The sequence below is a fragment of the Citrobacter sp. MGH103 genome, from assembly GCF_001034475.2.
Lineage (GTDB): Bacteria > Pseudomonadota > Gammaproteobacteria > Enterobacterales > Enterobacteriaceae > Citrobacter > Citrobacter freundii.
Genome location: NZ_CP073043.1, coordinates 4205851 through 4225826, shown reverse-complemented (window position 1 = coordinate 4225826; position 19976 = coordinate 4205851). Strand labels below are relative to the sequence as shown.

Below are 19976 nucleotides of genomic sequence, written 5' to 3'. Positions count from 1 at the left end.
TCCGAACTATGACGGGTCAATCAAAATATTGGTTTGGTTGACCCGTTTTCTGTTTTTGCCTTCCCGCAAATGCTATAGTTCGATACCTATTCCCCGTATCTGATTACACGCATCTGACGGACATAACACGATGAAATCGAACACTTCTCAGCAAAGACCCTACCAGGAAGTGGGTGCCATGATCCGCGATCTGATTGTCCAGACGCCGTACCAGCCCGGTGAACGCTTGCCGCCAGAGCGTGAAATTGCCGAGATGCTCAATGTCACTCGCACGGTGGTTCGCGAAGCGTTAATCATGCTGGAAATTAAAGGCCTGGTGGACGTGCGCCGCGGAGCCGGGATCTACGTGCTCGACAATGCGGATGCGCAGACTATCGACAGTACGGATGCAAATCATTGCAATGATGCGGGCCCGTTTGAACTGTTGCAGGCGCGACAGCTGCTGGAAAGCAACATTGCCGAATTTGCCGCGCTGCAGGCTACCCGCGAAGATATCGTCAAAATGCGCCAGGCGTTGCAACTGGAAGAGCGGGAGCTGGCTTCCAGCGAGCCAAACGGTTCTGAAAGCGGCGACATGCAGTTCCATCTCGCCATAGCTGAAGCCACGCATAACAGCATGCTGGTGGAGCTGTTTCGCCAGTCATGGCAGTGGCGTGAGAACAACCCGATGTGGATCCAGCTCCATAGCCACCTCGACGATACCCACTACCGGAAAGAGTGGATGGGCGACCATAAACAGATCCTGGCTGCATTAATCAAAAAAGATGCCCGCGCGGCCAAGCTGGCCATGTGGCAGCATCTGGAAAATGTCAAACAGCGTCTGCTGGAGTTTTCAAATGTCGATGACATTGATTTTGATGGTTATCTGTTTGATTCCTGGCCGCTGGATAAAGTTAACGCCTGATTTTCCTTCCTCTCATACGCGGGCTATTGCGGCCCGCACCGCGTTTTCCGCATCCTCATTCATTGCCCGGCAGGGCCGCTTTTCACGTTCTGAAAGTCACGTAAAAAATTGTTTCCATCGCCTCGGATGAACATTTTTTCGTCCCCTTTGTGCGGTGCAAATTGATTTAAATCAATTAAAAACAACTTATTTTCGCATGCGAAAAAATGTGTCATTTACCTTATTTTTACCTTTCCGTGCTTATTTTTAGACAAAATGGGTCTGGGTTAAGTGAGAATCAACGCGATCTCTGCAGTAATCAGGATAAGGTTTACCGGCATAACTACACATAGAAACAAGCGGTTCGCGTAAATGTAGACATTAATAACGGTGCGTAACTTATTGGTCGTAATGATGTTTTGATTGGTGATATAGTTGATGTAAATGTTTCATGCTTTTTTAATCAAATGAATAAAATCCAGTATTCGTAAAGCTAGCATTACACATTATTCCATAAACAAGTTATCTTTCATTTGAAATATCGTTCCATTCTTCATTGGTTTATTAACACTTTCATTACTATTATGACTGTATTTTACCGTTGACATGTTTTTACACTAACTGCATATTTCATCGCCATAAGCGTGTTATTACGTTCAGGAGTTGAAAATGCCATCTCGAGACTATCCCGATATTCGAAAACCCAGAGGGACCCGATCAAAAGATATGGTTCTTTTAAGTGCCCGTGTCGATACCTCTTTGTGGGAATATGTGCGAACGCTGGCATTTGAAACCCGTAAAAGTAAACAAGATATTATTGCTGAAGCATTAATGTTGCATCGCTCAGTTAATGAGAGTGAAAGTCTCGAGTAATTATCGCTGTCCGGTTTTGATTGAAAATCCAAAAATTAATTATGTCTTGCCACTTCATTATTACCTTCATTGGTATTTTTTGGGTGTGTTATTGGTATTGCCCCTTAATCCATAGGGGACTTTTTTATGCAGGTATTCTGCCTGCATAACAAAGTTGATAGCCAAATTCACAATTAAAAGTGAGTAATAACATGAAAAAGTCAGTAGTGGCATTAGCTGTAATGGCATTAGGGGTAACCTCCGTTCATGCAGCGGAAATTTATAATAAAGATGGCAACAAGCTGGATCTCTACGGCAAAGTAAAAGCAGCCCATTCCTGGACTGATGGTACTAATGCTGATGAAACCTACGCACGTCTGGGTTTTCGCGGTGAGACGCAAATCAACGATCAACTGACCGGTTACGGGCAATTTGAAAGTCAGTTTGATGCCGCTAAAGCAGAAGGTTCGCAGAATGGCGTTAATACACGTCTGGCGTTTGCTGGCCTGGATTATGGTCATGACGTCAGTTTTGACTATGGTCGTAACTATGGTATCGCTTACGATGTGGGAGCTTATACTGATACTCTCTCAGAGTTCGGCGGTGACTCCTTTGAAAATACTGACCGCTTCCTTACTACACGCACTTCTGGCGTTGCAACACTTCGCACCAAAAATCTGTTCGGTGCCGTTGATGGTCTAAATGTTGGCGCGCAATATCAGGGTCAGGACGATACCAATAAGGATCCGACGAAACAACACGGCAATGGCTACGGCTTCTCCCTGGGTTATGACAACATTGCGGATTCTGGCATATCTGCAATTGCGGCCTATACCAACAGTTCTGTGACTGCTCAGCAGAAACAAAAAGGTTGGAATGGCGAAAACGCAGAGTTCTGGGGCGCGGGTCTGAAATATGATGCTAATGCTATCTATGTAGCGACTATGTACGGAGAGTCCCACAACCTGATTCAGGATGCGGACAAAGCTGAGCACTTTGAAGCGATGGCCGCGTATGTGTTTGATTTTGGTCTGCGTCCAAACGTGGCTTACGTCCACGCGCGTGATAACAACAATAATGACCTGACCGAATACGTCGCGCTGGGTACAGACTACTACTTCAACAAAAACATCGTGGCTGATGTAGGTTATAAAATTAACCTGCTCGATGGTAAAGACAGCGATAACCAGGTTGCTGCGGGTCTGACCTATCAGTTCTAACTTTTTGTTCTGGTATGAAAAAGGCGTCCTGGTAAAGACGCCTTTTTTTATATCTGCCGGCGTTTAAACCGGCTGACTCTCTTCCTGCTGTACACCGCTAAACAGCCATTGCCAGATGCCCACTTTTACCCATGCAACCACGCAGAGAATCAGATAAAAAAGTGGATTATGCGTAATGGTAACGCGCATGACCTCCATTAAATCCACATGCAAATTTCCGGCAATGGCCATATTGATAACAAAAATAGAGGCTATCGCGCTGGCCAGTAAAATAAGTATGGCATGTAACTTTGTTATCTCCGGTAACCTGCCAGAGGCCCATTGCCATAAAAATGTTGTTGATAACAGGAAGATAATAAACAATCCCAGTGCGCCAAACAGGCCAAAGTCTTTATAATCCTTTAGCGTGCCAATTAAACCCGCCAAAATAATCAACCCCAGTAATATTTTTTTAAACCACGACATGTATTTTCCCGAAGATAGTGTTGATGTTGAATTAACATGTCCATTTTTACGCATTTTAAATTGAGTTTATAAATGAACGGACGGGAATTATAAATTGTCTGGCGGGTAATTACCGATTATTTTAGGTTTATTAAATGTTGACATTTAATTGCGGACTAATCCGAATATACCTTCTTTAGAAGGTTGCCGGTTATACCCTTTTTGGCGAGGCGAAACGCTGTTTGTATAATTGCGTGAGGCTGATAAGTGCCGCAATCAACAACGCGACGGCGCCGCACACCGTGGCGTTAACGATCGCCAGTGCGCCGCTTCCCAGCAGGCTGGTTAATAGCGGACCAAGTATTTGCCCAATGCCGTAAGTCAGAGTGACCAGGCCCAGCAGATTAATATTGCGCGGTACGCTAAGTTGTCGGGCAAGCGGCATCACCAGTGAAGTGGTTCCCATAAACGTTGCGCCAAAACCCATGCTGCTTATCACCAGCAGCGGCAAAGAGCCGCTGGCGAGCGTCATGAGCACGCAGGTGCTTTGAATCAGCAAATTCGCCGTCAGGCATTGCAATACTCCCCAGCGTCGGGCGGCCCAAAGCCAGGCGAAACACCCCGGAATTATCGATATGCCGACCAGCGACCAGAGATGTGCAGTCAACAGCGGCGAACCGGCGCTTTTCGCCATTAGCGGCAGGTAGGTGGCGACAATGATGTAGCCAAATCCGGCCAGCCCGTACAGCAGCGCCAGCAGCCACCAGGACATAGGCTGATGCTCTGTTTTTACCGGGGCCGCGGCGGGGAGCACGTGGTCGCGAGATGGCAGGAGTATAACCAGTAGCACAAAGAACAGAGCCGAGGTTGCCGCCGCGCCCAGCCAGAGCGTGTGCGAGGACAGCGCAAAATGCAGACCGCTAATGACATATTCATTGCCCAGCAAAATGCCTGCGCCAACGCCGGAGAACAACGCCGCGATCACGAAGGGATGCCGGGTATGATGCAGAACGATCATCGAGCCAAAGATCATCATACCGGCACTGGCGACGCCCGCCAGAAAGCGGATCAGCATCACCAGCGCGGGCTGCGTTAAGCTGGCCATCGCCAGAATCAGCCCTGCGGTAGCGAGCGCGGACGTTAGCAACATTGGACGTAAGCGTGAGGGAAGATGAAAGAGCCCAAAGGAGAAGAGCAGGCTTCCCGCCAGATACCCGGCGTAGTTGGCGCTGGCAATCCACGAGAGTTGGTCAAACGTAAATTGACCTTCTGACAGCAGTACCGGCAGCATTGGCGTATACAGAAAGCGCCCAATCCCCATGCCCAGCGTTAAGACCAGCATGCCAAAGAGCGCGACACTGATGGCATGGCGATTTGAATCTGGGCTTCCCTGGGGCATACGGACTCTCATTTCGCGCTGTTAGCTGATAATTGTTATATTACATACGTAAATGATAATGAAAAGTAAAAATAAAACCGCGTAACGCTGAATGCCATCAAAGGTTACGGCTGTAGACCCGCGAGGCTTCTCCCCACGGATGATAGCCCGGCCCGTTGAAGTAAAACCCTGCTTTCTCGTATAAACCTTCCAGGTCAGTACACAGATGGAGCTGCGTAAAACCCAGCTGTCTGGCCTGCTGTGCAATATGTTCGATCAGGCGAAACGCCAGACCGTGACCACGATAGCGAGGATCGATATAGAGCGCGCATAGCCACGGCCACAATTCGCCGCGACTAATAAAATCATTGGTGATCAATCCAGCGCAGCCAACAATGCTGTCACCATCCTGCAGCCAGTACCACTGTGGTAGCGGGTTCTTTGCGCCAATACAACGGCGCAATGCATCCTCGTATACCGCCATGGAGTCTTCTGAGGCCCATTGCTGCTGAAAGTAAGCGGTGATCTCGTGCAGCTTTTCTGGCGTCTCGCGCAGGGAAAAAATGCGGATGCTCATCGTCATTGAATCTTTCTCCTTAAAAATTCGCCAGCGTCAGCAGGGACGGAATTTGCGACAACAGATATAACACCAGCCCGATTGAACCGCCAACCAACGTGCCGTTGACGCGAATAAACTGCAAATCTTTACCGATGTTTAACTCAATTTGCTGCGACATATCGCGTGCATCCCAACTTTTCACCGTGTCGCTAATATGGCGCGTCAGGAAGGTGGCGAACTCCGGGGCAACTTTATGCGCAGCCTGCTCCAGATGCCCATTTAGTGAGGCACGCAGGGCGCTGTCGGCTACCAGCGTTTCGCCGAACCACTGCCCGGCGCTGGCGATGCGCTGCTTCACACGGGAATCATCTGCGTTAATGTCGGTTTTCACCCACTGACGCAGGTCTGCCCACAGCTCGCCAAGATAACGGTTGAAGGCTTCATCTTCCTTCAGATAGCTTTTCATGCTTTCGGCCCGCGCGGTCATCTCCGGATCGTGTTTGAGCTTATCGATGAGCTTAAATGTAGCGCGATCGAAGGCATGGCGGATCTGATGCGCGCGATCGTGGCTGATGTCATCCAGCAAGGAGTTAACGGCATCAGACACCAGCTCGGCGCTGTGCTCGCCCAGCCATTCGGTTGGCAGGATCTTTGCTTTCAGCGGATGTTCGGTTTCCAGCCAGTGCACTACTTGTCTGGCGATAAACGCTCGCGAGCTGTCGCGCTGGAGCAGGGCGATCAGTTGGGCGATCAGCGTATCGAGCAGCACCTGATGGCGATTGTTTTTGGTCATGCTTTCCAGCATCAGCGCGCTGGTTCCGGAGAGATCGACCTTGTCGATGGCCTTGTGCACCGCCCGCTTGATCAGCCGCTGAATGCGCGAGTCGTCGGTCAGTTCGAGAAAACCGCTCATGATCTGCAACAGATGCTGGCCGATGCGCTGGGCGTTTTCCGGCTGGCTGAACCAGTTGCCGATCAACAGCGCCGGTTCATGGCGGCGGATCAGGGCTATCAGCGACTGGGTATCGAGGAATTTCTCTTGTACAAACTGACCAAGATTTTCGCCGATCCGATCCTTATTGCGCGGGATAATAGCCGTGTGTTGCGAGATAAACGGGATCGGCACCCGGCGAAAAAGCGCCACCACGGCAAACCAGTCCGCCAGCGCGCCCACCATCGCCGCTTCGGCGATCGCTTTGATCCCGAGTACCCAGAAGTTGGGCGGCAAAAACAGCGTGATGACGAAGGTCGCGGCAGCGATCAGCAGCAATGAGAGCGCCAGTCGCTTGGCACGTTTGAGTTCAGCAATTTTATTCATAGGCTTAAGGATAGAGCCAGACGGGGGGATCGCGCAAAAATTGTGGTGCGTCTCCCATTTTCAGGCGGGAAGCTTTTATCCAGGGATCCAGTTATCCCACGCCGGTAAGGGACCAAGTTCTGCGACCAGAAAATCGATAAACGATCGCACCTTCGGATTGCTGTACTTGCTGGGAAAGTACAGCGCATACAGGGCATGAGTTTCACAGGTGATGGTGCCGTCGAGCATCAGCGGCGTGATCTCCTCTTTTTGAATATGATCGCCAATCAAATAAGTGGGCAAATATGCCACCCCCTGATCTTCTAACACCGACTTCAACAGCACCAGGCTGCTGTTGGCCTGGATCGGCATATGTAGTTTCAACTGATGCAGTCGATCCTGTTCATCTGCCACCTTCAGTACCGGCGTGAGGCCCGGGTAAACCAGGCAATCATGATCTACCAGATCGCTGCGACGCTGGGGCATGCCTTTTTTGGCGAGGTAGCCGGGTGAGGCACAGTACGCCCAGCGAACAGGCACCAGCTTGCGCATCGCATAGTTTTGCGGCGGCGCGGTGGAAATTCGCAGGGCAATGTCGAAATCCGTTTCGTTCAGATTGACGAAGTTATCGTTGAGATCGATATACAGATTCACATCCGGGAACTGGGAGCGGTATTTATCCACCAGGTTCACCAGCCGGGAATAACCAAACGCAATTGAGCAGGTTATGCGTAATTCACCCTGCGGGCTGTGGTAATAACCGGAGGTGGTATTCAGCGTTTCATCGAATTCTTTCAACAGCTTATTAGCGCGGTTGAAGAGATATTGCCCGGCGTCGGTCAGGGTAATACTGCGGGTGGTGCGTTTAATTAATGTCGTGCCTAACGTATCTTCCATCGCTGCCAGGCTTTTGCTGACCGCAGACGGCGAGACGTTGAGCTGCGCCGCGGCTTCTGACAATCCTCCGCAGTCGACGATTTTAGTAAAAAACTCCAGATGCTTGAGTGAAATCGGCGTACTCATAATTTCCTTAAATTCACAAGTGATTTGCAAAAACGGTACGAATAGGCCGTTACATTCGCCTTTTAAACATGCAACTATTGAATCACAGGAAACAACTTGCTGGCAAAATGAAAAAATAACAACTTAGGTGAGTTACGTCACAAATTAAAAGGAGGCGAAACGGAAACTCATCACATTGTGAATTTAATCTCATTAATTATTATTCTAAAGGTACCGATTATGTGGTCACGACTCGAACCCTACAGATCGTCGATTATTTTATTAGTTGCTCTGGTGATTGGCGGCTTATTAGGTATTTATGCCCCATCGTTTGCAAGTAAACTCCAGCCAATAGGTCAGATATTCTTAAACCTGTTATTTATGATTATTGTGCCGCTGGTGGGGATCAGCGTCATGTCTTCGATCGCCAGTATGACCGACCTGAAAAGGCTGGGGCGTATTATGGCGATTATCTTTATTGTTTCGATCGCGATGGCCTTTATTCCGGCGGCCGGGATCGTCGCGCTGGCGCTCTGGTATAACCCGGCGCAGGGCGTCACTATCGATCTCTCGCAGTCGGTGCAGGCGGGCAGCGGCAAGATGGATTTTGTCAGCATGATCACCACCAGCGACTTTATTGGGCTGTTCTCTAAGTCCAATATTCTGGCACTGATCGTGATGGCGATCATCGCCGGTGTGGCGATTGGCCAGTCGGATCAGGCCGGTAAACGTATTGCGTCGCTGCTGGAAGACGCCAATACCGTGATCATGAAGATCGTTTCGATCATTATGAAGGTCGCGCCGATTGGTCTGGGCTGCTACTTCGCCGCCACCATGGCCAGTCAGGACTCTGCACTATTGTTAACCTTTGCCCGCGCCATCGGCCTGTTTATGGTTGCCACGCTGGTCTATTTTGTTTTTGGCTCGATTCTCTATTCGTATATTGGCGGCGGTATTCCGGCGGTCAAAGCCTTCTGGCGTAACGCGATTGAACCGTCTGCGACTGCGCTGGGGACCTGCTCTTCGCTGGGGACGCTCCCGGTGACGCTGCGTGCCGGTAAGGCGATGGGGATTAACCCGGAAATCGTTGATGTTTCCATTCCACTGCTGGTTAACCTGAACAAAGGCGGTGTGGCGATGATTGCCGCGCTGAAAATCGTCTTTATCTATTCCGTGCTGGGTATGGAATTCACCACCGAAACCTTCTTCCTGACGATGCTGATTGCGGTGCTCTCCGCCATTATCGTTGGTGGCGTGCCGGGCGGGGCGTTCCTCGGTGAAATCTTTATCGTTACCACGCTGGGCCTGCCGATGGAAGCAATCCCGATGCTGGTGGTGCTGGGCACTATTACCGATGCGCCGGCCACACTGATTAACGTTATCCATGATTTGAATGCGGCGCAGATTGTTGAACGGTTCGCTGGAAAAAAGCAGACCAACACTGAAATAAACTCTACTGCTGCGGTGGTATAGGTTTCACACGGATTAAGAACAGGAGATGTTATGAAAGACGCAATGAAGCTTGAGACGCAACTGGTTGTTGCTGGTCGTGACAAACGCTACACCCAGGGAGCGGTGAATCCGGTTATCCAACGTGCCTCTTCACTGGTATTTGATACCGTGAAGGACAAGAAATTTGCTACCGCCAATCGCGCGAACGGCGAGCTGTTTTACGGTCGTCGCGGAACCTATACCCACTTTGCCTTCCAGAAGGCAATGAGCGAACTGGAAGGCGGCGTTGGCTGCGCGCTGTACCCATGTGGTGCTGCGGCGGTGACCAATGCGATTCTGGCGTTTGTTCAGGGTGGCGATCATATCCTGATGACCGGCGCGGCCTACGAGCCAACCCAGGATTTTTGCAATAAGATCCTGAGTAAATTCAATGTGGAAACAACGTATTACGATCCGCTGATTGGTGCAGGTATCGTCGATCTTCTGCGTCCGGAAACGAAGGTTGTATTCCTTGAGTCACCAAGTTCTATCACCATGGAAGTCCAGGATGTGCCGGGGATGGTGAAGGCTATCCGCGCGGTGAATCCGGAGATTGTCATTATGATCGACAACACCTGGGCGGCGGGTGTGCTGTTCAAAGCGCTGGATTATGGCGTGGATATTTCCATTCAGGCGGGAACGAAGTACACCATCGGTCATTCGGACGGCATGCTGGGCACGGCAGTGTCTAACGCTCGTTGTTGGGATCGTCTGCGCGAGAACTCCTATCTGATGGGGCAAACGCTGGATGCCGATACCGCCTACAACGGCAGCCGCGGATTGCGTACCCTGGTGGTACGCCTTAAGCAGCATCAGGAGAGCAGTATCCATATTGCTCGCTGGCTGTCGGCAAGACCGGAAGTGGCGCGGGTGAACCATCCGGCGTTACCGGAATGTCCGGGCCATGAGTATTTTCAGCGTGATTTTACCGGAAGCTCAGGCCTGTTCTCATTTGTGCTGAAAAAGAGACTGACCGACGAACAGATGGCGAATTTCCTCGATAATTTCTCGCTGTTCCATATGGCCTATTCGTGGGGTGGATTTGAGTCGCTCATTCTGGCGAACCAGCCGGAAGAGCTGAACAGCATTCGCCCGGCTGGAGAGGTGGATTTCAGCGGCACGCTGGTCAGGGTGCATATTGGCCTGGAGGATATTGGCGACCTGATTGCCGATCTCGAAGCGGGATTTGCACGCATTGCGTAAGGTGATGTGAGCGTAGCCGGATGCGGCGCAAGCGCCTTATCCGGCCTACATAGTTGTCGTAGGCCGGATAAGCGGGCAGGTTAGTTTTCAGTGGCTAACGTCGTTGCCTCATGCTGGCGTACCCGTTTGAGTAAGCCTGCCAGCGTGAACACGACAGCGAGCCCCGCCGCAACCGCCAGCAGATGAAACGAAATCCTGCCACCGTTAAACCATAGCCAGCGTCCAATTTCGACAGAAACCGCCATCACCGTCAGGATCACCATATTCAGCGATGCCGAGACCGTTCCTTTAGGTAAGTTGTTGGAAAACAGCGTAAAGCGGAACAGCGTCGGGAAGATCATCCCAATACCAAACGCATACAGGCTGGTTCCCAGCACCGACCACAGCCAGACGTGCGGCCACAGTAAATTGCCGACAATCAGCACTGCCAGCCCGCTCAGCTGTATAGGTGCGGCCCGCCAGATAAAGCGTGGTCGGGTCGGATCTTTCACGAAACGAACCACCACCATATTGGCGACGATCACTGCGCCAAACACCGGGGCCTGTGCCCAGGCAAACTGCGATGTAGTCATGCCGCCCGCATCAATCAGTATCACCGGTGAGACCGCCACCCAGCTCATCATCGGGATATAGCTTAGCGATAGCGTGGCTGCGCCAAACAGGAATACCCGGTTGCGGAAAACGTCGCGGAAATCACGCAGTACGCCGCGTGCACTGAACGGTACCGCGCCGCGCTGGACGGTTTCCGGCATGGCTAGCATTAACCCAATCAGGGCGATAAGCCCCATGACGGCAATGATGGCAAACAGGATCTTCCAGTGTACAAAGTGCATTAGCGCCGCTCCGGAGAGCGGGCCGATAACCGGTGCAACCAACACAATGGAAGTGATTATCGCCATTAACTTAATGGCCTTCGTTTGCCCAAACGCCTCCTGCACCGTGACATAGCCAACGGTCGCGATAAAGCAAATGCTGGTGCCCTGCACAAATCGGGCGATCAGAAATTGCGTCATTGAAGTAGTAAACAGTGTGGCAGCGCAGGCGAGGGTAAAGATTAACGCCCCCGCAATCAGCACCGGTCGACGGCCAATCCGGTCGGAAAGTGGCCCCAACAGCCATTGCAGCGCCATGCCGCCTGCCAGATAGAGGCTCACCGCAGCGGGCGCCAGGCTGACGTCGGCGTTGAAATCGCGTACGACATTAATGATGCCGGGCTGAATCAAGTCCGTCGACAGATAGGCTGCGAAATCATACAAAATCAACGCAATAGGAAAAAATAACGTTGTGGCGCGTTGGGAGAAAAACGCGAGAATCCGTTGCATAAAACAGCTCCTTGTCGGGAGAAAACCCTCAACGGGAATAGCGAAATTCAATACCGTCTTTGAGACGTCAGGCCGATGACAGAATAAAAGCAGACTGCAAATGTACTGAATTTCATGTAATCAAAAACGCTGCCTGCGTGAAGCGCAAACAGGAGAAACGCTCACTAACGTGGGGTCAGAAAACGTAACGATTACAGGTAACAATCAGCACATCGCACCTCAGGAAGAGTAAGTTGAACGGGTAATAACCATCCGCAGTGTAATGCGGATTGGATATTAATTAAACGAGTTTATCCTGTTTATGTGTAGAAAATCGCACCGCAAATCAGACTACGATGCTCTGCAAAAACCGCAGCGCGATAGCACAGCCGAAGATAATCAATACACCGCCAGCGATACGCTCTATCCACAAGATCCCTCTGGTTAACCGCCGCTGGATCTGCGGTAAGCCGATGAACATCACGATCAGCAGATCCCAGCACAGCACCACGCTGGTCATCCAGATCCCGCTCATGGTTTGTTGTAGCAGCGTCACCGACGGGCCGAGCAGGGCGGTCATTAGCGCCAGATAGAACAGTGCATTTTTTGGGTTAAGCAGTGACGAACCCAATCCCAGCAGCAGCTGTTTACCAAATCCTGGACAGGTAGACCGGGCATCAGCTCCGGTCAGAGTTTGCGGGCGGCTGCGTATCAGCAGGCTGCCTATCCACAATAAATAGAGCGCGCCCAGCAGCTCAACAACCGTAAACAGCAGGGGAAGCTGGCGCAGGATCCCCCATCCTATTATCGCCAGCAGGATATACAACCCATTGCCGACGGCGATACCCACACACAGCCCGGCGCTGCCGCGCATCCGGTATCGTACGGCATAACCGATCAGTAAAAAGAAGTCCGGTCCGGGGCTTAGCAGAGCAACAAAATGTGCCAGCGCCAGCGCGGGAAAAGCAGACGGAAAAAATACAGAAAGCAGCGACATAGCGACCTCAGACAATGAATCTGAGATCACCGTACGCCTGACGCAGCGCTAATTATTGTCTGATATTGATCTCCCCAACGCGTACTGGCGCGGTGTGGCGGCGGTGTAGCGAACAAAGGTGCGATGGAAATGACTCTGGTCGGCAAACCCGCTCTGATAGCCGACATCGGCAATTTCGTCCCCGGCCCGCAGCCGCTGGCGGGCATAGTCAATCCGTATGATGTTCAGATAACTTCCTGGCGTCAGCCCGGTGTCCTGCTTAAAGGTACGGATCAGCGTTTCTTTACGCATGTGACACTCATGTGCCAGCTCATCGAGTGAGGGCGGAGCCTGCAGGTTGGACTGCAACCGTTCGCGCAGATACTGGCTGGCGGCGCTTAGGTTTTCCGGTGCTACCGATTGCAATGGTAGCGAACGTAGCAATGCTTGTGCGGCATCCGTTACCCGCGTCGTTTGCCGTTGCTGCATAAGTGCCACGAGGTTTACATAGTGCTGGAACAATTGCCGATCGCGGATAACACGATCGCGCGTGCAAAGCCGCTGATTGTTGTTCTGCGCAGGCAGATGGGCAAGGCACCACCGGGCATCAAGATAAAGCATGTGATAGCTGCGAAACTGTCCGTTAACAGGATTACAGCTGTGAGGTGCCAGCGGCGGGATCACAATCAGATCGCCCACCTGCAGATGGTATTCCTTGCCATCGCACAGGCAGCACGTTTCCCCCTCGAGAATTGCCCCAATCGAGAGCTGAGAGTGGTGATGCCGCTTATAGGCCTGCAGGCTTTGCCAGGTGCTGCGCAGTTCCAGCCACGGGAGCTGTTCATCACGCCAGAACGATTGTGGAATATCCCGGGTGTGCGTCACATCGCGTCCTCCCTGAAAGTAATGATTCGTTATAGCACAGGCCGAGTGGTGAAAAAGTGGGTATGTGCATTGAGATAGCGATTCTGCGTGACGGGTTCCAGACAAATGCAGACGTTACATAGGGACGTTTTTATCCCGGAAATCGTCTCGCAAACAGAGAAAGTTGCAGGTGAGGGTGTGGCTTTGCGGCGCTACAGTCATGGCATCTTATTTCCAGGTGACGGATCGCCATGAACAAAGCGCCGACTTCCACACCGCATGATGCGGTTTTTAAAACATTTTTACGTCACCCTGAGACTGCACGGGATTTTCTGCAAATACATCTTCCTGCCTCGCTACGCGAACTTTGCGATCTTCAGACGCTGAAACTCGAGTCAGACAGTTTTATCGAAGAGAATTTACGTGCGTACTATTCCGATGTGCTGTGGTCGGTGAATACGACAGAAGGGAATGGATATATTTATGTGGTGATTGAACACCAAAGCACGCCGGATGCGCATATGGCATTCAGACTGATGCGCTATGCAGTTGCGGCCATGCAGAAACATCTGGATGCCGGACATCAGCAGTTGCCGCTGGTGGTGCCGATGCTGTTCTATCACGGCGCTAAAAGTCCGTACCCTTATTCGCTATGTTGGCTGGACGAGTTTGCCAACCCGAAGCTGGCACGTCAGGTGTATGCTGCGGCGTTTCCGCTGGTGGATATTACGGTTATCCCAGATGACGAAATTGTGCAGCATCGACGCATGGCGCTGTTGGAGTTAATCCAAAAACATATCCGTCAGCGCGATCTTATGGGGCTTGTTGAGCAAATTGTTTCCCTGCTACTTACGGGAGTGACTAATGACAGCCAGATAAAGACGCTGTTTAATTATATTTTGCAAACTGGCGATGCACCTCGCTTCAGTGAGTTTATTCGTGGGGTTGCTGAACGTTCACCACAGCATAAGGAGCATTTAATGACGATCGCGGACAGATTGCATGAGGCTGGATTTCAAAAAGGGTGGCTCGAAGGCCAGCAAAAAGGTAAGCAGGAAGGTAAACAAGAAGGTTTAATTGAGGGGCAACGCACCGAGGCGCTGCGTATTGCCCGCACCATGCTGACCGACGGTACTGATCTCAGCACGGTGCAAAAAATTACCCGACTTTCCGTTGAAGAGATTCAGGGCGTAAGCCATTAGAAATGACTTAATCCGTGCAATCGCCAGCCCGGTAGCACCGGGCGGTCTGATTTACTCTATCGCCACCTTTACCGCCTCGCCGAGCTTCTGCATCACTTCCCGATGCTTCTCGTTTGGCGGCAACGCGCAGTTGATGCGTACGCAGTTGCGATACTTTCCTGATGCGGAGAACAGCGAACCCGGTGCGACCTGGATTTTGAGGCGGCAGAGCTGCTTAGCGACACAGACCATATCGACCTGTAGCGGCAGCTCGACCCACAGCATAAAGCCGCCTTTTGGTCGGGTGACGCAGATCCCGCAGGGGAAGTATTCCCGTACCCAACAGGTGTAGAGCTCCATATTCCGCTGGTAGATCTGACGCATACGGCGAACATGCCGATGATAATGCCCCTCGCGCACGAAAGCGGCGGCCGCCAGCTGCGTAGCAGGAACGTTAGTGCCGATGACGGCATATTTCATATGCAGAAATTTATCGTGATAACGACCGGGAATAACCCAACCGACGCGCAACCCCGGCGCCACGGATTTGGTAAATGAACTGCACAGTAGCACCCGACCATCGCTGTCCCTGGAGTGTATTGTGCGCGGACGGGGATATTCCGTGGCAAGCTCTCCGTACACATCATCTTCAAAAATGACAATATCGTGCTGCTGGGCGAGGGCGAGGACCGCCCGCTTACGTGCATCCGGCATAATAAATCCGAGGGGATTATTGCAGTTAGGAACCAGAATCACCCCTTTAATCGGCCACTGATCCAGCGCCAGTTCCAGCGCTTCAATGCTGATCCCTGTATCCGGATCGGTTGGGATTTCTATAACTTTGATCCCTAATCCGCGTAGCAGCTGCATCGTGCCGTAATAGGCGGGCGATTCTACGGCGACGATATCTCCTGGCTGGCAGACTGCCAGCAGCGCCAGTGACATCCCGCTCTGACTCCCGCTGGTGATCACAATATCATCCGCATTGATGACCGAACCTCCGTCCAGCATGAGCCGGGCAATCTGTTGACGCAATTCGCGACAGCCTGGTAATTCATCGTAGCCCAGAACCGCCTTGAGATTATGCTGCGCCACGCGACTTAGCTCGCGCCAGAGCGGCTTCAGGCTGGGTTGATTGATATCGGGCACGCCACTGCTAAAAGGGATTATCGATTTGTCTGCATGACCTGCAAGCATGTCCAGCACCTGATCCCACTGGGTGATCTCAACTGGACGCTGGACCGGGCGCGACATCAGCGGCACCGGCGGCTGTGCTTTTTGTGGTGCGACAAAATAACCGGAACGCGGCTGCGGCGTGATCAGCCGTAATTGTTCCAGCGTCTGATACGCCTGCTGGACGGTGCTGATGCTGACCCCGTGCTCCTGGCTCAGGCTGCGTACCGAAGGCAGTTTTTCGCCATGGCGATACAGACCTTGCTCAATGCGTTCGGCCAGCAGATTGGCCAGATGTTGGTAACGCGTCATGCTGTATCCCTCATGGGTACCATACAGATTAATAAACCAGTACAGATTGGCGTGAAAAAAGCGATGCAGAACTCTTTTTAACCAATCTGTATGTTAAATAAAAGTACTTTGTGAGTCTGTATTGTTTTGGGCCAAATCCGTGAAGATAAAGCCTCTGGCAAGGCGGGGAGGCAAGGTATGGAATTTCACGAGAATAAAGCAAAACAGCCGTTTATTGGGTTTGTACTGATCTGGCGGGCATACAAGGCGTGGCGGCTGCGAGCGCAAACGCGGCGCCTATTGCAACAGATGAGCGACGAGCGGCTGCGGGACGTCGGGCTGCGACGCGATCAGGTGGAGTGATTTTCTTTCATCGGCAGAGGCTGGGGGTTATCGCCCGGCCTCTTTTGTATTCATGGTATTTATCAATTCATGCTTCTGAATGATGTGTTTCTTGATACTTACCATGATAAGTATTATTTTCTTCATCAGCGATGAGGGGAAGGATACATGACTGAAGATGAACTGTTTGCCCGCCGCCCTATGGGGATGCGCATGGCAATGGTGGTGCGCCAGTGGCGGGCCATTATTGATGCAGCCATTACCGACACTGGCCTGACGCAGTCAAGCTGGACGGTATTGATGCAGCTGTATCAACTGGGAGACAACGTCTCGGTCAGTGAACTGGCGGAGGTGCAGGGTATTGAACTGCCGCCGCTGATGCGCACCCTCTCACAGTTGGAAAAGCACGGCTATCTGCTGCGTTCCACATCGCCTTATGACAAACGCATTCGCCTGCTCACGCTGACCGAGCAAGGCCGCGCAAGGCTGGAAGAACTAAACCGGGTGATTGAGAACTATCAACATCGCGTTACGTGTACCATCCCTGAAGCGGAGCTTGCCGCCTTCAGCTCGACCTTAAATCAACTCGCCTGCAATTTGCGGACAATCCGCGAAGAAGACAATCAACACTAAAAAACTATGATGACCCCAGAACAAAAATTTGCCCGTTGGGTAAGGGTGAGTATTGCCGCTTTCCTGGTTATATTCGCCTGGTTTATCGTTGCCGATATCTGGATCCCGCTAACACCGGACTCCACGGTGATGCGTGTGGTAACGCCTGTTTCCTCACGCGTATCCGGCTACGTCTCGCAGGTGCATGTACATAACAATAGCCAGGTGAAAAAGGGCGATTTGCTGTACGAACTGGATCCGACGCCGTTTATCAATAAGGTCGAGGCTGCGCAAATCGCCCTTGAGCAAGCAAAGCTGAGCAACCAACAGCTGGATGCGCAGATCGCCTCTGAGCGTGCCAACCTGCGTACCGCGCAATTTAACACCCGGAACGACAAGACCACCTTTGACCGCTATCAGCGCCTGAGTGCCATGCAGAACGTGTCGCAAGCCGATCTCGACAAGGTGCGCACCGCCTGGCAAACCAGCGAGCAGTCGGTGTCGGCGCTCAATGCCAGTATTCAGAACCTGCTGATCCAACGGGGCGAGCGCGATGATAAGCGTAACGTGACGCTACAAAAATACCGTAACGCGCTGGAAGAGGCGCAACTGAACCTCGGCTGGAGCAAAGTGTATGCCCAGACCGACGGTACGGTGAGCAATCTCCAGCTTAGTCCCGGACTTTACGCCACTGCCGCCACGCCATTGCTGGCGCTGGTCAGCCACCAGACCGATATCGTGGCCGACTTTCGCGAGAAAAGCCTGCGTCACACTAAAGTGGATACCGATGCCGCGGTGGTGTTCGACGCCATGCCGGGCAAGGTTTTCTCTGCTCGCGTCACCAGCAGCGATGCCGGTATTTTGGCAGGACAGGAGCAGGTTAACGGCCAGCTGTCGCAACCGGAACAGTCTACCCGCTGGGTGCGCGACGCCCAACGTATGCGTATTCACGTCGCGCTGAACGAACCGCTCGACACGCCGTTGCCGACCGGGGCGCGCGCCACGGTACAGCTGTACAACAGCGAGGGGATGTTCGCCCGCACCTTTGCCGGGGCGCAGATCCATCTCGTTAGCTGGCTGCATTATGTCTATTAACACTCTGGCCCACGTCTTTACGCCGCACGGGAATATTGTCTACACCGCCAATGATTTTCGCCAGACCCTGCGTATCTCGGTTGCCGGGACAATCGCGCTGAGTATCTCGACCTTTTATAACGTGCAGTACGGCGTGTTTTTTGTGGTTTATCCGCTGATGCTGTTGTCGCTGGTACCGGTGTTCAACCGCCATGTGGCAAAACAGTTTGTGTTCAGCGCGGCGATGAATTGCGTCGAAATGGTGCTGATTGTCGGCTATCTCTCACAATGGCCGCTGATTATGACGCTGGTGGTATTTAGCCTGTACGTGGTGCGTTTTCGTTTGATGAGCAAAGGACCGCTGTTTCTGTTCGGCTCAATGGGCGTGGTGTGCCAGAGCACGATGCTCAATTTTATGAGCTATCCCACCACCAACTGGCATACGCTGATGTTCTCCAATATGGAAGCCTGCGTCATGGCGGTGGCGCTGAGTGCGCTGCTGCATTATCTGATCCCGGACGTGGAACCCCGACAGCCGCCGCCGCGCATTGAGAAAGATGACGCCCGGGTTCGCCACGAGTCGCTGCTCTCCGGTTCGGTGGCGACAATGATTTTTGTGGTCTTTCAGATTTGTGACTTGAGCGATTCGCTGTCGGCGCTGATGGCGGGTATTTTGATCCTGTTTCCGATGCATTATCGTGGCGCGGTGTTGAGCTCTCTCTGGCGTGTGGTCGGCGTGGTACTGGCTTGTCTGTACATTCTGCTGGTGCAACTGCTGGTGTATGATTTCAGCAACCATATGCTGTTGATGATGCCGCTGATTGGCCTCGGGCTGGCGTTCAGCGCCCGCCTGCACGTGATGGAAAAAGTCGGTGCGGGCGTGGGTTTTGCCAGTATCACCACCATCGGCATTATGTTCGGCCAGAACCTGCATCCGGACAGCGATCTGGTGTTCAGCGATCTCTACCGCATCACCTCCGTTACCGTGGCGCTGCTGGCCACGTTAACGATGGTATTTCTGGTGCACCGGATATTGAACTGCTTTGCGGCGACACGATTTGTGATCACCGAGTGAGTGGCTGCAATGCCGGATGGCGGCTGCGCCTTATCCGGCCTACTAAAGTTCATCCTTTCAACAGCAAAATGTGATGTTATTTCCAACAATTTCGCTATAATCATAAGATAATTGTATATACATTTTTGTATATACAATTAGGGATGAAATACATGCCAATGGAGTTTGAATGGGATGCAAACAAGGCACAAAGTAACCTGAGAAAACACGGTGTCCGGTTTGAGGATGCGGTGCTGGTGTTTGACGATCCCCAACATCTTTCGCGGCAGGATCGGCATGAGAACGGTGAGTATCGCTGGCAGACCATCGGTCTCGTTCATGGCATTGTGGTTATTCTGGTTGCCCATAGCGTTAGGTTTGAAAGTGGCTTTGAAGTCATTCGTATCATCAGTGCCAGAAAGGCAGACAGTAAGGAGAGGAATCGTTATGAGCATGGTTAAGCATAAACGCGGCAGCGTATCCGCGCTGAGTGCTCAGCATGAGGCTGAACTGAAAGCGCTGGCGAATAAATCGGATGATGATATCGATTACAGTGACATTCCCGTGACCGAAGATAAGCAGTGGTCAGAGGCCACACGCGGTAAGTTTTTCCGTCCCTTAAAAACGCAGGCCTCGGTGCGTATTGATGCCGATGTGATGGAGTGGCTGAAACGTCCAGGAAAAGGATATCAGACGCGCCTTAATGCCATTTTGCGCGAAGCGATGCTGCGCGAGCAAAATAAGAAATAGTCAGAATATACTGGGGCAGTGAGTGCCGG

General features: G+C 52.0%; 21 protein-coding genes. 12 read left to right on the top strand and 9 right to left on the bottom strand.

The genetic code is table 11. The features are described from left to right. Positions 1-130 precede the first annotated feature (130 nt). The 3 genes from uxuR to SK33_RS20415 all read left to right on the top strand — a co-directional run bounded on the left by uxuR (position 131) and on the right by SK33_RS20415 (position 2955). Positions 131-904, top strand: coding sequence for a Uxu operon transcriptional regulator (uxuR, locus tag SK33_RS20425; protein ID WP_003033268.1), 774 nt, complete (start codon positions 131-133; stop codon positions 902-904). A gap of 648 nt (positions 905-1552) precedes the next feature. Next, positions 1553-1756, top strand: a complete 204-nt coding sequence (locus SK33_RS20420) for a hypothetical protein (RefSeq protein ID WP_008322159.1) — start codon at positions 1553-1555, stop codon at positions 1754-1756. A 191-nt stretch (positions 1757-1947) separates the two neighbouring features. Further along, positions 1948-2955: a porin gene (locus SK33_RS20415; RefSeq protein WP_008322158.1), complete on the top strand. Its 1008-nt coding sequence runs from the start codon at positions 1948-1950 to the stop codon at positions 2953-2955. A gap of 63 nt (positions 2956-3018) precedes the next feature. Here the strand turns inward: SK33_RS20415 and SK33_RS20410 are convergent, their stop codons facing one another. From SK33_RS20410 to SK33_RS20390, 5 genes are all read right to left on the bottom strand, one after another. Further along, positions 3019-3420 (bottom strand): hypothetical protein, encoded by a 402-nt coding sequence (locus SK33_RS20410; protein ID WP_048219790.1) that lies wholly within the window; start codon positions 3418-3420, stop codon positions 3019-3021. Positions 3421-3610: 190 nt separating this feature from the next. Further along, entirely contained in the window at positions 3611-4798 is a 1188-nt protein-coding gene (locus tag SK33_RS20405; protein ID WP_048219788.1) for an MFS transporter, read from the bottom strand. A 97-nt stretch (positions 4799-4895) separates the two neighbouring features. After that, positions 4896-5360, bottom strand: coding sequence for a GNAT family N-acetyltransferase (locus SK33_RS20400; protein WP_046670865.1), 465 nt, complete (start codon positions 5358-5360; stop codon positions 4896-4898). A gap of 13 nt (positions 5361-5373) precedes the next feature. Continuing rightward, the gene (locus SK33_RS20395) at positions 5374-6654 is read right to left on the bottom strand and encodes a DUF445 domain-containing protein (protein ID WP_003019200.1); all 1281 of its coding nucleotides are present in this window, start codon (positions 6652-6654) and stop codon (positions 5374-5376) included. Positions 6655-6729: 75 nt separating this feature from the next. Beyond that, positions 6730-7656, bottom strand: a complete 927-nt coding sequence (locus tag SK33_RS20390) for a LysR family transcriptional regulator (RefSeq protein ID WP_032948460.1) — start codon at positions 7654-7656, stop codon at positions 6730-6732. A gap of 219 nt (positions 7657-7875) precedes the next feature. Between SK33_RS20390 and SK33_RS20385 the strand changes: the two genes are divergently transcribed. After that, positions 7876-9108 (top strand): dicarboxylate/amino acid:cation symporter, encoded by a 1233-nt coding sequence (locus tag SK33_RS20385; protein WP_003019196.1) that lies wholly within the window; start codon positions 7876-7878, stop codon positions 9106-9108. A 30-nt stretch (positions 9109-9138) separates the two neighbouring features. Continuing rightward, positions 9139-10329 (top strand): cystathionine beta-lyase, encoded by a 1191-nt coding sequence (gene metC / locus SK33_RS20380; RefSeq protein ID WP_048219786.1) that lies wholly within the window; start codon positions 9139-9141, stop codon positions 10327-10329. Between the two features lie 80 nt (positions 10330-10409). Here metC and mdtM read toward each other — a convergent pair whose 3' ends face one another. The 3 genes from mdtM to SK33_RS20365 form a co-directional block, all read right to left on the bottom strand. Beyond that, entirely contained in the window at positions 10410-11651 is a 1242-nt protein-coding gene (gene mdtM / locus SK33_RS20375; RefSeq protein ID WP_003019192.1) for a multidrug efflux MFS transporter MdtM, read from the bottom strand. Between the two features lie 325 nt (positions 11652-11976). Next, positions 11977-12627, bottom strand: a complete 651-nt coding sequence (locus SK33_RS20370; protein ID WP_048219785.1) for a LysE family translocator — start codon at positions 12625-12627, stop codon at positions 11977-11979. Positions 12628-12675: 48 nt separating this feature from the next. After that, on the bottom strand, positions 12676-13491 hold the full coding sequence (locus SK33_RS20365; protein ID WP_003845600.1) for an AraC family transcriptional regulator: 816 nt from the start codon (positions 13489-13491) through the stop codon (positions 12676-12678). A gap of 230 nt (positions 13492-13721) precedes the next feature. Between SK33_RS20365 and SK33_RS20360 the strand changes: the two genes are divergently transcribed. Beyond that, positions 13722-14672 carry an Rpn family recombination-promoting nuclease/putative transposase gene (locus SK33_RS20360; RefSeq protein WP_048219783.1) on the top strand — a complete coding sequence of 317 codons (951 nt, stop codon included), beginning with the start codon at positions 13722-13724 and terminating at the stop codon, positions 14670-14672. Positions 14673-14723: 51 nt separating this feature from the next. Here the strand turns inward: SK33_RS20360 and SK33_RS20355 are convergent, their stop codons facing one another. Continuing rightward, positions 14724-16136: an aminotransferase-like domain-containing protein gene (locus SK33_RS20355; RefSeq protein WP_048219782.1), complete on the bottom strand. Its 1413-nt coding sequence runs from the start codon at positions 16134-16136 to the stop codon at positions 14724-14726. Positions 16137-16313: 177 nt separating this feature from the next. Here SK33_RS20355 and SK33_RS20350 point away from each other — a divergent pair, with 177 nt between their 5' ends. The 6 genes from SK33_RS20350 to SK33_RS20325 all read left to right on the top strand — a co-directional run bounded on the left by SK33_RS20350 (position 16314) and on the right by SK33_RS20325 (position 19947). Continuing rightward, a complete protein-coding gene (locus SK33_RS20350) occupies positions 16314-16478 on the top strand; it encodes a DUF1127 domain-containing protein (RefSeq protein ID WP_003019180.1) in 165 nt (54 codons plus the stop codon). A 147-nt stretch (positions 16479-16625) separates the two neighbouring features. Next, entirely contained in the window at positions 16626-17090 is a 465-nt protein-coding gene (locus SK33_RS20345; RefSeq protein ID WP_003019178.1) for a MarR family winged helix-turn-helix transcriptional regulator, read from the top strand. Between the two features lie 6 nt (positions 17091-17096). After that, on the top strand, positions 17097-18164 hold the full coding sequence (locus SK33_RS20340) for an HlyD family secretion protein (RefSeq protein ID WP_032948464.1): 1068 nt from the start codon (positions 17097-17099) through the stop codon (positions 18162-18164). After that, positions 18154-19218 (top strand): DUF2955 domain-containing protein, encoded by a 1065-nt coding sequence (locus tag SK33_RS20335; protein ID WP_048219780.1) that lies wholly within the window; start codon positions 18154-18156, stop codon positions 19216-19218. The genes SK33_RS20340 and SK33_RS20335 overlap by 11 nt, the downstream gene beginning before the upstream one ends. 152 nt (positions 19219-19370) lie before the next feature. Continuing rightward, positions 19371-19658, top strand: a complete 288-nt coding sequence (locus tag SK33_RS20330) for a BrnT family toxin (protein WP_003019170.1) — start codon at positions 19371-19373, stop codon at positions 19656-19658. Continuing rightward, a complete protein-coding gene (locus SK33_RS20325; protein WP_003019167.1) occupies positions 19645-19947 on the top strand; it encodes a BrnA antitoxin family protein in 303 nt (100 codons plus the stop codon). Before SK33_RS20330 ends, SK33_RS20325 begins: the two co-directional genes overlap by 14 nt. Positions 19948-19976: the final 29 nt, after the last annotated feature.